We start from the raw sequence: 14,090 nt of genomic DNA, 5'->3' as shown, positions 1-14,090 counted from the left end.
AAAAAGCGCATGTTTTTTACAATTTTGTGTCGTCAATCGCATGTAACCATGCTTCAATTTCTGTAATAACACTTTTCACACAGCCTTCAGCAAATGGTGATGTTAAATTTGCAACCTCTACTAATTCTAAGAACGATTTACTTCCACCTTGTTGGCACAGATTCACATAATCTTCCCACGCCTCTTGTCTATTATCTCTTGCACGTTTCCAAAATTGTAGCGCACAAATTTGAGCAAGCGTGTAATCAATATAATAGAACGGTGAGCTATAAATATGCCCTTGACGTTGCCAAAAACCACCGCGCTCTAAATAATCATTCTCCTCATAATCACGATGTGGTAAATATTTCTTCTCTATGTTACGCCATGCTGTCTTACGCTCTTCAGGTGATGCTTCAGGATTTTCATATACATAATGTTGATATTCATCAACAGATACACCATAAGGTAAAAACAGAAGTGCTGAACTTAAGTGAGAGAAGTAATATTTATCTGCATCTTCTTCAAAGAATAGCTTCATCCATGGCCATGTAAAGAATTCCATACTCATAGAGTGGATTTCACACGCCTCATATGTTGGCCAATTATATTCTGGAATTTCAAATTTACGACTTTCATATACTTGGAAAGCATGACCTGCTTCATGTGTTAATACATCAATGTCACCAGATGTTCCATTGAAGTTTGAGAAAATAAATGGCGCTTTATAATTCTCAATATATGTACAATATCCGCCACCAGCTTTTCCTTTTTTCGCAACTAAATCTAATAAATCATTATCTAGCATGAAATTGAAAAATTCATCTGTTTCAGCCGATAACTCTTTATACATTGTCTTTCCATGATCAACAATCCAATCCGCATCTCCTTTTGGAGTTGGGTTACCTGTAGCAAACTCAAAGTTTTCGTCGTAATAAGCTAACTTCTCTACACCGATACGTGCTTGTTGTCGCTTTCTTAATTCCGTTGTAACGGGAACGATATAATCTAGCACTTGCTGACGGTAATTAGCCACCATCTCCGCATTATAATCTGTACGGTACATTCTTGCATATCCAAGTTCAACAAAGTTTTTGAAACCTAAAGATTCTGCGATTTTCGTTCTCACTTTAACAAGCTCATCATAAATACGATCTAGTTCTTCCTCATTTCCAGCTAAAAATCCGTAGTATGCTTCACTTGCTGCTTTACGTTCGCTTCTTTCTTTTCCTTGCATAAACGGAATCAGTTGCGATAACGTTCTTTCTTCTCCAGCAAAGTCAATTTTTGCAGATGCTAATAACTGTGTATATTGCGATGATAATTTATTTTCTAATTGTAAATCTTTCACGACTTCATCTGAATATGTTTTTAAATCACATTCTGCTAGAGCAAATAATTGTTTTCCATAATACGCCTCTAATTCTTCACGAAATGGAGAATTAATGAGTGCCTTATAATATTTTGTACCATATCCTTGTACAACTGGAGAGAATTCATCAAAGAAATCCTGCTCCTCCTTATAAAAAGTATCCGTCGTATCAACAGAATGGCGAATGTAACAAAGGTTTCCCATTGTACCAAAATCGTTGCGAATCTCATTAATTGAATGAATGACTTGTTTTTGTTCTTCTACAGTTTTTGCGTTATCAAACTTCTCTAAAGCAACAGTAAATTTCTCTTTTAACTCTTCAATATTTGGGCGTTTATATTCATAGTCTTTAAATGACATGAACGAGCCTCCTCTCCATTACATACCTTTATTATAATTCAATACGTATTCTTGAATTCCCTCTTAATTTTCAACAAATTTCGGCAGTGATTGCCCTGAGTTCATTACAAATAAAAAAGCCTTGGATTTATTTATCCAAAGCTCCTTTGGAACATATTATTTTTCATACTTCCCAATTTTTTTTAATAAATCAAGTAATTCATCTTTTTCATCTTTCGTTAACATTTCAAAAGACTGATGTATAACTTTCTCATGCCCCGGAAAAATAGAAGCAATAAAGTTCTCGCCAGACTCAGTTAATTGCGCGTAAATAACACGTCTGTCATTCGGACATGGAATTCTCTTTACTAATCCCTTTTTCTCCAGCTTATCTACAACATATGTAATGCTGCCACTAGCTATTAAAATACGCTCACCAATTTGCTGAAGTGGTTGACCGCCTTTATGATATAGCAGTTCTAATACAGCAAATTCAGTTGGATTTAACCCGTTACTTTGTATAGATTTATTTGTAGTATCCATAACAGAACGATGTACACGAGATAATGCAATAAATACTTTTAAAGATTGAGAAATATCTTCTCGTTCATTATTTGATGTCATACAACTTTCAACCCTTCACTTAAATTCTCAGCAATAAAAAGAAAATGCCACTTCATACTTCATGTGAATTCCGAATGAGCATTCACTCATCCATTTCCTCTCCCCTAATATATTAAGAATCATTCTTGAATAAAAACATGACAATTTTAACATAGTTTATATATAATGATAATAAAAAAAGAAGGAGTACCACATTTGAAAGTCAAATTCCAAAGCATAATTGTATATATATTGCTTGTTATCCTACCGACAATAGGGATTGGTGCTACATTTTATTCGTATCATACATATAAAATGAAACAGGAAAACAAATTATCTGCCCATACAGTTCTCTTTTTATATAGAGATTATTTGGATCATCATCTTGGTGAAGCAATTTCTGCTTTAGACATGCTTGCAAAAGTTGTAGGCACCGAGACTGGTAATATAAATGGCATTAAACAAATTGTACATGATACAGATGGAAACGATGCACGCTTTTCTGGTCTATATTACGCTACACCAGAAGGAGTCATTACAATCGCATCTGAAGATGAATCAAAGCCTATAGATGTTTCAGACCGTAAATATATTCAAGACGCGCTCCAAACTAAAAAAACCACTGTATCATCAGTCATTACTGATCGCGTTCTTGGACATAAAGCTATTATAATTGCTGCCCCCATATTTAATAAACAGAAGGAGCTCTCAGGATTATTATTAGCTAGTTTACGCTTTGATTACATTTCATCTTCTTTAAATGCCATTAAACCACAATACCATTTTGAGGTAACTGATAAACATGATGTAGTTTTTCTAACCGATGATAATAACGACACAAGTGATACGCATTCTAATATGCTTACTACCCCACTCCAAAGATTAAATTGGAAGGTCTCTGTTTCTCCATTACCTATTCATCAAAAAACCTTATACCAGTGGGTTACAATAGAGTGTATAGCTACTTTATTTTTAATGTCTATTTTATTTTTACTTGCTCAATATATGTTGTTAAAACGGCAAACAAAACTTGAAAGACAACAAAATGAACTACAGAAAATTGAATTAGTTGGAACTTTTGCAGCGAGTACAGCACACGAAATCCGTAATCCTCTTACTGGAATTAAAGGGCTCGTCGCTCTATTAAAAGAGAAATATAAAGATGAGCAAGATCAGTTCTACTTTTCCGTAATTGAACAAGAAATAGAGCGAATCAATGAAATTGTAAGTGAATTTCTTATTCTCGGAAAGCCAACCGCCATCATCGAACAAACGTATGATGTAAGAACAATTCTAAATGAGGTAGCATTAATTATTCAATCTGAGGCGAATTTACATAACATTGTATTCCATTTACATTTGCCAGACCATCCTGTTCATATCCGTTGTTCGAAAGACCATATGAAACAAGTGGTTTTAAACATTACAAAAAATGCAATTGAGGCCATGACTTCTAGTGATACACTAACCATTGTAGTAAAAAACAATGAAACACACGCACAATTGCAGATTATAGATACTGGAAAAGGGATTCCGCAACATATTCAAAAACACCTCTTTCATCCGTTCTTTACTAATAAAGATACTGGAACAGGTCTTGGACTTGTCATATGTAAACGAATTGTAGAGATGTATAATGGGCATATTTTTATTGACAGTACAGAAAACGAAGGAACAACAGTTCATATCGAAATTCCGTTACACATAGTATAATTATCCTTATCCTATAAGGGTAATTATACTTATTTCATAAAACCAGCCACAAGCATTCGCCAAAAATTATTTGATTTTCCTTCATACCCGATTTGGAAAATAGGTATTTTTATAATTGAAAACCATTTCGGTGTTTGTTTTTCTTTATAACATTGATATTGTAAAATAAGCTTGTCCAATTCTTGACTAACTTGAATTGTCTCCCTACTATTTAGCCCACTTGTTAATCCTAGTTGAATCATTTCTTCACGTTTCATATGAATATCACGTGAAAGCTTTTCTAATGTGTACTTCCTTTTTACAGTAAACATCCATATCCCCCTTATTATACTTCCATGCTCTTAACTTCACTTCTCCATTGACTTTTTTAACTACTTAATCATATACAAATTTGAAGAATCAGAAATTTTAACATTTTCTCCCTGTAATTTACAAATCTTTACCCTCACTTTGAGAATTATTACAAATTATTCTATCTTTGTAAATACATTCGCAATAATAGACATTTTTTTCATCTTGTTTTTTTATAAATGCTACGTAAACCGGTGATTCTTAATTTTCCACCTACTTTTCTTCGACATTTTTTGTTTAATTTATATAAAAAAGCAAAACATAATGATGATTGATAAAGTGAAACTTTAATCAGTGTTTTTTGTTCAGCCCCCACTGATTATTAGTATTCACCAATCGGGTAGGCAGTGAATCTCCCACCTATCCAGCCCAATGTTGAGGTGGGAGTCTTACTCCCCACAAATAGCGGGATAACAATAGAAAGGAAATATTTATATGCGAAAATATACGATTGCATTATTCATCATTGTTTTGTTTTTACCGTCCTTCTTATTTCCTATTCAAGCAAATGCTCATACGAATAAAGTTGCTATTGTCATTGATGATTTCGGAAATAATATGAAGGGGACTAATCAAATGTTATCACTTCCCATTCCACTCACTGTTGCTGTTATGCCTTTTCTTCCTTCCACAAAAGAAGATGCAATAGCTGCCCATAAGAAAGGCCATGAAGTTATTATACATATGCCAATGGAACCTATAAAAGGTAAAAAAGAATGGCTTGGGCCGAAAGCAATTACAACTGATTTAAGCGATGAAGAAATAAACAACCGACTTGAACAAGCGATTCAAGAAGTACCGCATGCAATTGGAATGAACAATCATATGGGGTCAAAAGTAACAGCGGATGAAAGAATTGTTCGCCTTATACTTGCTGCTTGTAAAAAACACGGTTTATTTTACTTAGATAGTAAAACGAATCCTAATAGTGTCGTCCCAAAAATCGGAAAAGAATTAGGAGTTCCTATTATTGAAAACCAACTATTTTTTGATGATGTGTATACAGCAGGACATATTTCAAAACAAGCCCAATTACTCATCAAAAAAATTCAAGAAAAACCTATTATGGTAGCTATCGGGCATGTGGGCCCTCCAGGTGAAATTACATCACGCGTTATTGAAACTTCTATCCCTAAAATTCGTGAGCATGCAGACTTTATTTTCTTATCTGATCTAGCATTATCCCCGCCTCCTGTTTCAAAATAAAGTTCATTACTCACATATAATCAGCCCTCACCAATTGGGCTTTTATGGGCAATCCGTCCCCCCACTTAACTTCTTTACTTGCGCTGAATTTTGAGGCTCGGATTTTACTGCCCACAAATGGCGGGACAAAAAAGTACCTATCTATATATAACAGATAGGTACTTTTTTTAACTTAAATATAATCTACATGACTCACTCTGAATCCTTTTTTCTCTATTTTTCCGATTAATTGCTTTAATCTTGTTTCATCTAACTCATCTGATATATTTACAATAACGCGGCGGATATATTGATCACCGTTATCTAACGTAAATAGGCCACCGATATTATATGCTTTTAACAATGTCCCAAGCTCTTTAATCGTTCCCTTACAATCTTGTGTTGCAATTGTTAATATATAACCACCTGTTCGCATACCAAATGAATCTTCAATAACATCAAATATATTCGAATGCGTTAACATACCGACAAATTCATTATAATCATTTAGCACGGCTAAAAACGGAAGCCGACGAATTACATAAAAAGCTCTGAAGAATGAATCCTTTTCAAAAATAAATGCATTGGAATCATCAAGCATATCCCCTGCACTTACATGCTCTAATCCGCTATTGCATTTTTTTTCTAATAAATCTACTTTATAAATAATCCCCGTGAATTTCTTCTCATCTTCTGCTAATACCGGGATGGCTCGAAATCCCGTTTCGTTCATCATTTGCAGTGCCTCTTCACCAGAATCATTTATCTTGCAAAATGTTACTTGCTGCTTTGGCAGAAAATGATATTTAACTCGCAAAATATGTTCCTCCTTACATGTCAACATGTAATCTATATATAATAAGGAGACCTATATTTTATGAGTGAAATTATTTTTAAAACGCTTTCATTTGTTTATTAACTTGTATCCATATCACATCCATTTTTATATAACAGAGCTCCTTGCACCCTTAATCATTAATAACTTTACATGATAGTTCATTAAATATTCTATACCCTCTAGCCATTTTTTCGCTTCTTCTGGCGTTTTTCCCCACACAATCATGCCGTAATTATGAACAAGAACTACTCCTCCACCTTCAATGAAATTCGGAACATTGCTTTCTAATAAATCAGCGAATTTTTTTTCATCTTCTACAATTGGAATTGTCATTTCTGTTATACCTTCTTTTCCGAAAACACGCTCCACACTGCGTTTATCGAACGTTACTTCTCCTTCTTCCCCATATAACTCTGATATTAAATGACTATCTACAGTCTGCACTTGTAAAATACATCCTGCACTACTTTTTTTATAAATATCCGCATGCATAAATGACTCTGCAGCTGGTTTTTCTTCATTTTCAAATACTGACTCGCACATGCAATTTACGACAATAAAATCTTCTTCCGAAAATAGCCCTTTATCTCTTCCCTCAACATTTACTAAAAATGTTAACGGCTCTTTTGACGTACATAGCGATAAGCTAATTTTGGTACCATAAAACCAATCACGAAGTGCCAATTCAGATTTCACATCTTTTAATTCATTCCATTTCTTCAGAAAAAATAACATTTCGTCACCCCCGGCATAATATTCATATAAGGTTCGAATCCTTTCTATGTAAAAGGAATATTTTTTGATTATTCTAAAAATTTAATTGAATTATCACATGAGAACGCTTTTTTGTCAATATAGTTTCGTGGTTCTTCTTTAAAATAGGCTATTCATATGTCTATACTCCTATCTATTTCCTATTTCATTTTGCACATAAAAAATACGCTATTCTTTAATTAAAGAATAGCGTATTTTCCTCATTTTTTATTCCGCATTAACGGGCAGCCCGATTGGTGAGGGCTACTAATCAGTGGGGAATGAACAAAACCCCCACTGATTAAAGTTTCACTTTATTTCTTTATTGCATTATACAAAAACTGTGCGTATTGTTCACGTGTTACGAAATTATCTCCTAAAAAATTCCCTTCCCCGTCGCCTTTTGATATTTTATTATCCACTAAAGCTTTCACATATCCTTTCGCCCAATGGCCATTTGGTACATCTTTAAAATTCTCTGCACTATTTTCATTTTCTTTTAACTGAAATACTCTTTGTAGTACTACTGACATTTCATATCGAGTTAATACTCCATCCGGACGGAACATACCATTTCCATAGCCTGTCATAATTCCAGCTTGAACCACTGCATCAATAGCCGTTTCATACATATTTCCTTTCGTATCTGTAAATGCCGTTTTTTGTTCTAGATTATTTTCTAATTTTAAATACCTTTGTATTAGAAGTGCTACTTGTCCACGAGTAATGTTATCACCAAATCCAAATTCACCATTTCCATAGCCTATAAATAATTTTTCTTTCGCTAAGTAATTAATTGCTTCTTCTGACCAATGTCCCTTTGGTACATCTTTAAATTCTACCACTTCTGTTTTCTCATCTTCTTTAGATGTATTACCGTCTTTACTTTCTACTACATTTTGAATAACAGATCCTGTAAAGAAGATTCCTGTATCCGCGAATGGATCTTTCACACCAAATTCATATACTTTCTCACCTGGTGTACTCCATTTCACTACACCATTACTATACGTACCATTATCGCTCTTCAGACGGATTTTCGTAGAAATCTCACCATCTTTTTCATATATAGGTACTTTTACTTCTTTATTTACTTCTGTTTCCTCTAAAAATACTTTTTGATTTTGGACATTAATATAAGCCGTCTTACTTAGTTCTATAACTGGTCGGACATCACGGATTTCATTTGCAACAAAACTTAGAAATACTAATTTTTTTAAATTACTAACTGGTGATAAGTCTGAAATATAATTCGCTTCTAAATCAAGCTTTTGTAAGTTTACTAAACTTGATAATGAAGTAATATCTTTTAACTCGTTGTTGGGTAAGTTTAAAATTTTCAACTGTGTCATCTTACTTAGAGGAGTAACATCTGTTATTTCATTTTTCCCTATCCATAGCTCTTGTAATTGATTCAATTGATCAATGCCTGATAAATCTTTCACTTTATTACGTGTTAATACTAAATCTTTTAACGGTAACGTATAAAGCGGTTTAATATCTTCAATTTGATTACCTGCTAAAGTTAAGTATGTTACATTTTTCAAATTGCTTAATGGAGCAACGTTCGTAATTTTATTATTTGCTAAATTCAAGTAATCTAGTTGTTCCATTTTCGCTAATGCTGTTACATCTTCTATTTGGTTGCCTGATAGAAATAAACTTTTTACATTTTTCATTTCAGTTAGTGGTGCAACGTTTGTAATTTTATTATTACTTAAATCAAGGGATTCTAAATTATCCATCTTAACAAGTGGCGTTACATCTGCAAATTCATTACCACGCAAAGCTAAATGATTTAATTGCTTTAAGTTCGCAAAGAACGACGGATCCTTTATCTTCGCATTCGCAACTGTTAAAGATTTTAAATTTGGCATATATTTTAATGCACTATAATCAAGTATCTCATTTGTATTTAAAAACAAATCCTTTACTTGTAATAAATCTTCTTTCGTAATTGGTGTATTTAAATCTTTTCTATTAAATACTTTTTTATTAACAAGCTCTCTTAATTTGTTATCTGTTATCATATTTTGATTATCAACTGGATTATCCGTTTCCGTATTTCCTGAATTAGAGTTATCATCTGGTTTCTCTGTTTCTTTGTTACCTACAGTTGGATCTTTAATTTCAAATTGAACTTGATATTTGTGATCATATCCAATAGCTGGAATAAGTATATGCATTTGCATATTGTGCTTCTTCTCAAACTCGCCAATTTCAAATTGAACTACCTTCGTTCCATTCTTCCTCTTATCTTCTGACAAAACCTTCACATCATGAAATACACCAGGCTGGTTTTTATCTTCTATTCTAAGATATTGAAAATAATCGCTATCTTGCATTGTTACAGTGACAATTTTTTTGCCAGCTGCAATCGTTACTTTAGGATTTTTTATATATTGAGAAACCATAGATGGCTCATCTTTTTGGTCCTTATATATTTTAATCTCAGTATCATACGTGCGATCACTCGCTGCTGCTACCGATTGATTTGCTTCAACTTTTAATGCCGCTAATGCTGGAGTAGAGTACGTAGCAAATGGAATCGCTAATGTTGTCGCTACTACTAGCGCCTTCATATAATTTTTTTTCAAAATAATATCCCCTATCATATATAATTTTCACAATTGATAACATTTATCAATTAATCACAATAAATGATAATGAATCTCATTATCATTGTCAATGAGAATATTACATTAAATTTATATTTTTAAAGGTACAAAATAAAAAAGCCCTTTATTCAAAGGGCTTTTTTACCTATCGTATGAAGAATTTCACTTTTTTCCTTCTCATTGATGACACCTATTTTTTGCAAAATATTCGCGTACAATACAAGTTTATTATATATTCGTTCTGACATGTTCTCCCTTCTTTCCTTCGACCAACTTTTTTTGTATTGGTAAATTATATGAAAGAGGTGAGAAAATGTGTCCACTTTTTGCATAACTGCAAATCTTTTATTTTACGATTTACAGATAATAAAACTCCCTCCTAAAAATTAGGTGGGAGTTTATGTGCTTTCACTGTATTTAACAAACTGTCCACTGAATATTATGCTTCATAAGTTCTTCTTCAAAACTATATGGCATTTTTTTATCACAAATTACGTGTTGAATACGTGAAAATGCTGCTATACGATAATTCCCTTTCACGCCTACCTTCGTATGATCACATAAAATATATGTTTTCTCAGCTAATTTCATCATCGCCTCTGACAATTTCGCTTTCTCTAATTCAAAGCTGGAAACTCCAAAACTAGGTAATAACCCATCAATCGAAACGAACGCTTTATGAAAATGGAATTGCTGTATTACTTGCTGAGAAATAGACCCTGATACACGCGAATGCTTTGGAGATACTTTTCCACCTATAAATAAAACTTCACCGTGAAACATCTTTTTATTAATAGAAGAAATTAATTGTGTTGCGACTGGAAATGAACTTGTTACAATCGTTAAGTTTTTACGATGAACAAGGTATGGAACCATTTGAAGCGGTGTACTTCCATCATCAATTGCAATGACATCACCATCTTCTACAAATGTCGCTGCTTTATAACCAATTCTTTTCTTCTCTTCTATATGTAGCATTTCTCTTTCTAACATTGGCGCCTCTACCCCAGCGCCTGGAAGTTGAACAGCTCCACCATACACTTTTTTCAGCTTCTTTTCACGATCTAATTCTTCTAAATATCGACGAATCGTTTCTGTTGATACAGCAAATTCTCTCGCTAATTCTGAAACCTTTACTTTTCCTTTAAATTCTACCTTTTCAAGAATGGTTCGCTTTCTTTCTTCTCCTACTACAGACATAGATTCACCTCATTTATATCTCCCTCATAAGCTTCCTTGCTTATACAAAGTTATAATTTTCTTTGTAAGTAGAAACTTCTTCATGAATATGAATACCGCGCTTTGCTAGTTCATCAAAAATTAATTGTGGATTTTCAAAAGCTTCTTCAGGCGTAACAACACCCACCCTACTTACATTTCCAGTTGCAATTAACTCTGCAGCAATCCCAAATGGAATACCGACGTTTCTCGTATACGCCCTTAATTTTTCCCATCCTACAACAGAACCATCAGATAACGGATGTGTATGATATAACACATGTCTTTGCTTCTCATTATTTTTCATACCTATTACTTCTACATGAAGTGCATAACCATAAAGCTCTGTTTCTTGTCCTTCTTTCGATTGCAATAAATACTGCGAAATACAATCCATAATGCCTATTTCTTTCCCGTTTATTTCAATCTGATCATTACGCAATATGCCGTAATCATATAAAGCACGTACAAGTTGCATATTTTGCTTCGGCCAAGTTCCTCTCGTCTCTATCAGTTTGACACCTTTATTTTCTAGTGCCTTTGCTAACGTAATCGTTTCAGAATGCGGAATGATATACTGCGTTTCCTTACCATAAGGCGCTGGCAATTCTATTTCTCTCGGACGCGCAAACGGAAGTACTTGTTTAAATTCACCATCTTCATACACTGTACGCGATGGTAAATGTGGATCATATTCATATGTCGTTGTCTCTGTAATTGAAGCAGAAAAAGCAATCGGACGATACGAACCGTGACTTACACGGACAGACTCTACAGTATCCAGTTGATTTGCTGCATGCATTGCCATCATTTGCGTTACACCTGGCGTCATGCCAAACCCAGGCAAACATGTTTTTTCATTTTGAACAAATATAGCATGCGATTCATTTTCTTCACCAAATCCATTTAAGTTCACACCGTGGCAGCCTGCTTCTGCAATACAGCGAGTCGACAATCCGTTTAGCTTTATCGTCGTACCATCCAATACAATGTCATAACCTTTCATTTTTGCAACCGTATCCTCGTGATTCGTTACATCTACTTTTACAAAATCAACACGAGGATCGTTGAGCCATTCTACTACTTTACGGCCTTCTTCCTCGTTAAAATCGGCTACAGTAATCGTCTCAAAAGATGAAAATTGAATTAAATCCAAAATAGCTTCACGACAAATTTTACCTGCTCCACCTAAACAAAATACTTTCACCCAATAACAGCTCCTTTAGCAATACTATCAACTAAGCGATTAATATCTTCTTCATGTACATCACCTATATTTCCAATCCGGAACGTATCTACTTTCGAAATTTTCCCAGGGTAAATAACAAATCCATAGCATTTTAATTCGTTATATAACTGTTGAAACTCGAACTCCCCTTTTGGATAAATGAAAGATGTAATAATAGGAGATTGATATTTCTCATCTACTAGTGGCTTAAATCCGATTTCTCCCATTCTATTCACTAGTAGTTTTTGATTGTTGTAATATCGATTGTAACGCGCTCTTACTCCACCCTCTTTTTCTAGTTCAAGTAGTGCTTGATAAAAAGCATGTACAACATGTGTAGGTGAAGTAAAACGCCATTTCCCATTTTGTTTTTCCATCGTTTCCCATTGATCATATAAATCAAGAGATAAAGAGCGTCCTTGCCCTTTACACTTCAATAATTCATCACGTTTTGCGATTACAAATCCGAATCCAGGAACCCCTTGAATACACTTATTCGCACTACTAATTAAAAAATCAATTTGTAAATCAGCAATGTCTATTTCAATCCCGCCGAAACTACTCATCGCATCAACAATTGTAACCTTTCCATACTGCTTTCCTAATTTACATACATCTACAATTGGATTTATAATGCCTGTCGTTGTTTCACAATGAACAACTGCAATATGCGTAATCTCTTTATCTTCTTCCAATAACTTTTCTACTTCTACAATATTAGTAGGTTCCCACTCTTCTGTTTGGCTGACCACTACATCAATCTGTAACATCTCTGCCATTTGTACAATGCGCTTACCGTACGCACCATTTGTACAAACGAGAAGCTTCCCATTTCCCGGAATAACAGAGCCAATTACTGCTTCAACTGAAAACGTACCGCTTCCTTGCATTAACACTGTTGTATATTTCTCTTCTTCCTTCGTCGCTAACGATACAAGTTTAGCTCTTACTTCTTGCACCATCGTATTATATTCAACATCCCACGTACACCAATCGTATAGCATAACTTCTTTTACTGATTTTGTTGTCGTTAATGGTCCTGGTGTTAATAATAAGTAGTGATTTTCATTCATGATCCCGTACCCCTTTTATGAAATAATAAGTTCTTGTTTCTCGATATGTTCCATTACGTTTTCGAGCTCCTGCATCGTTTCAATCGTAAAATGAGCCCCATTTTCAACAAACCGATTACGAACTATTTCTATTTTTTCACGAAGCTCTACCGAATCCATACTCTCCACTTCCTCTTCCGTTAAACCGAGCTCACTACTTCCAAGAATTACACCAACTGTCCACATTCCAGCATTTCTACCTTCTTTCATATCTGATACTGTGTCCCCTACTTTTATCATATGGTTCATCGGATACACACCAAGTTCCATTGCATTTTTATAGCACATCCATGGGTATGGGCGGCCTGCTGGAACATCATCTGGCGTAACAAGAAAATCAGGTTTATATCCTTGTAACGCTGCTTCCTTTGCTACAATTTCCATCATTTCTCTCGTATAGCCCGTTGTTGAACCGATTTTAATGCCTCTCTCACGTAAAGAAGCGATTACTTCTTTTACCTCATCAATCGGCGTAGCATAACTTGGTAAAATAGAAAAGAGAATTTCTTCAAACTCTTCATACATCTCATGAATGTCTGCTTCTGTTGGTAATTGACCGAAGACACGCTTCCACTCATCCGCAATACGAGGCATTTCTGTTAGTGCCCTTACATGATCTATTTTTAATAATCCCATTGGCTTACGTGCTTCTTCTGCTGTAATTTCAACGCCGCGTTTTTGAAAAATCTTCATGAATACTTCTAGCGGTGCAAAACATCCGTAATCAACCGTCGTACCTGCCCAATCAAAAATAACTGCTTCAATTTTCATTCTGTCCATC

Annotated in this window: 12 protein-coding genes; 2 read left to right on the top strand and 10 right to left on the bottom strand. The window is 34.3% G+C overall.

Translation table 11 applies throughout. The features are described 5' to 3' along the window. Positions 1-16: 16 nt before the first annotated feature. Both ACTFP3_RS03145 and ACTFP3_RS03140 read right to left on the bottom strand, forming a co-directional pair. Positions 17-1,711, bottom strand: a complete 1,695-nt coding sequence (locus ACTFP3_RS03145; protein ID WP_326035614.1) for a M3 family oligoendopeptidase — start codon at positions 1,709-1,711, stop codon at positions 17-19. A gap of 156 nt (positions 1,712-1,867) precedes the next feature. Next, a complete protein-coding gene (locus tag ACTFP3_RS03140) occupies positions 1,868-2,314 on the bottom strand; it encodes a MarR family winged helix-turn-helix transcriptional regulator (RefSeq protein ID WP_000203336.1) in 447 nt (148 codons plus the stop codon). A 195-nt stretch (positions 2,315-2,509) separates the two neighbouring features. Between ACTFP3_RS03140 and ACTFP3_RS03135 the strand changes: the two genes are divergently transcribed. After that, positions 2,510-4,006 carry a DUF3149 domain-containing protein gene (locus ACTFP3_RS03135; RefSeq protein WP_069604575.1) on the top strand — a complete coding sequence of 499 codons (1,497 nt, stop codon included), beginning with the start codon at positions 2,510-2,512 and terminating at the stop codon, positions 4,004-4,006. Positions 4,007-4,035: 29 nt separating this feature from the next. Here the strand turns inward: ACTFP3_RS03135 and ACTFP3_RS03130 are convergent, their stop codons facing one another. Then, positions 4,036-4,317 carry an aspartyl-phosphate phosphatase Spo0E family protein gene (locus tag ACTFP3_RS03130; protein ID WP_000495536.1) on the bottom strand — a complete coding sequence of 94 codons (282 nt, stop codon included), beginning with the start codon at positions 4,315-4,317 and terminating at the stop codon, positions 4,036-4,038. A gap of 475 nt (positions 4,318-4,792) precedes the next feature. On the opposite strand from ACTFP3_RS03130, the gene ACTFP3_RS03125 reads away from it, so the two are divergent. Further along, on the top strand, positions 4,793-5,563 hold the full coding sequence (locus tag ACTFP3_RS03125) for a divergent polysaccharide deacetylase family protein (RefSeq protein ID WP_001234107.1): 771 nt from the start codon (positions 4,793-4,795) through the stop codon (positions 5,561-5,563). A gap of 172 nt (positions 5,564-5,735) precedes the next feature. On the opposite strand, the gene cbpA is transcribed toward ACTFP3_RS03125, so the two are convergent. From cbpA to phnX, 7 genes are all read right to left on the bottom strand, one after another. Continuing rightward, complete coding sequence (cbpA, locus tag ACTFP3_RS03120; protein ID WP_001264208.1) at positions 5,736-6,359, bottom strand: cyclic di-AMP binding protein CbpA; 624 nt, start codon at positions 6,357-6,359, stop codon at positions 5,736-5,738. A 126-nt stretch (positions 6,360-6,485) separates the two neighbouring features. Beyond that, entirely contained in the window at positions 6,486-7,115 is a 630-nt protein-coding gene (locus ACTFP3_RS03115) for a class II aldolase/adducin family protein (protein ID WP_000896006.1), read from the bottom strand. Positions 7,116-7,447: 332 nt separating this feature from the next. Next, entirely contained in the window at positions 7,448-9,748 is a 2,301-nt protein-coding gene (locus tag ACTFP3_RS03110) for an NEAT domain-containing leucine-rich repeat protein (protein ID WP_086385514.1), read from the bottom strand. Between the two features lie 420 nt (positions 9,749-10,168). Next, the gene (locus tag ACTFP3_RS03105) at positions 10,169-10,951 is read right to left on the bottom strand and encodes a DeoR/GlpR family DNA-binding transcription regulator (RefSeq protein ID WP_000117666.1); all 783 of its coding nucleotides are present in this window, start codon (positions 10,949-10,951) and stop codon (positions 10,169-10,171) included. A gap of 40 nt (positions 10,952-10,991) precedes the next feature. After that, the gene (locus ACTFP3_RS03100) at positions 10,992-12,176 is read right to left on the bottom strand and encodes a saccharopine dehydrogenase family protein (RefSeq protein ID WP_000862128.1); all 1,185 of its coding nucleotides are present in this window, start codon (positions 12,174-12,176) and stop codon (positions 10,992-10,994) included. Then, positions 12,173-13,270, bottom strand: coding sequence for a 2-aminoethylphosphonate--pyruvate transaminase (gene phnW / locus ACTFP3_RS03095; RefSeq protein WP_001004784.1), 1,098 nt, complete (start codon positions 13,268-13,270; stop codon positions 12,173-12,175). Before phnW ends, ACTFP3_RS03100 begins: the two co-directional genes overlap by 4 nt. Positions 13,271-13,285: 15 nt before the next feature. Beyond that, on the bottom strand, positions 13,286-14,080 hold the full coding sequence (gene phnX / locus ACTFP3_RS03090) for a phosphonoacetaldehyde hydrolase (RefSeq protein ID WP_000687399.1): 795 nt from the start codon (positions 14,078-14,080) through the stop codon (positions 13,286-13,288). Positions 14,081-14,090: the final 10 nt, after the last annotated feature.

Origin of the sequence: Bacillus cereus group sp. MYBK5-2, from assembly GCF_051915685.1 — a bacterium.
Classification (GTDB): Bacteria; Bacillota; Bacilli; order Bacillales; family Bacillaceae_G; genus Bacillus_A; species Bacillus_A cereus.
Note: the sequence above shows the minus strand (reverse complement) of the source record. Positions and strands in the feature narration are given on the sequence as shown.

Bases quoted from the DNA above. Each gene is read 5' to 3' on its own strand.
- ACTFP3_RS03145 (WP_326035614.1), bottom strand. From the start codon at position 1,711: ATGTCATTTAAAGACTATGAATATAAACGCCCAAATATTGAAGAGTTA.
- ACTFP3_RS03140 (WP_000203336.1), bottom strand. From the start codon at position 2,314: ATGACATCAAATAATGAACGAGAAGATATTTCTCAATCTTTAAAAGTA.
- ACTFP3_RS03130 (WP_000495536.1), bottom strand. From the start codon at position 4,317: ATGTTTACTGTAAAAAGGAAGTACACATTAGAAAAGCTTTCACGTGAT.
- ACTFP3_RS03125 (WP_001234107.1), top strand. From the start codon at position 4,793: ATGCGAAAATATACGATTGCATTATTCATCATTGTTTTGTTTTTACCG.
- ACTFP3_RS03115 (WP_000896006.1), bottom strand. From the start codon at position 7,115: ATGTTATTTTTTCTGAAGAAATGGAATGAATTAAAAGATGTGAAATCT.
- ACTFP3_RS03110 (WP_086385514.1), bottom strand. From the start codon at position 9,748: ATGATAGGGGATATTATTTTGAAAAAAAATTATATGAAGGCGCTAGTA.
- ACTFP3_RS03105 (WP_000117666.1), bottom strand. From the start codon at position 10,951: ATGTCTGTAGTAGGAGAAGAAAGAAAGCGAACCATTCTTGAAAAGGTA.
- phnW (WP_001004784.1), bottom strand. From the start codon at position 13,270: ATGAATGAAAATCACTACTTATTATTAACACCAGGACCATTAACGACA.
- phnX (WP_000687399.1), bottom strand. From the start codon at position 14,080: ATGAAAATTGAAGCAGTTATTTTTGATTGGGCAGGTACGACGGTTGAT.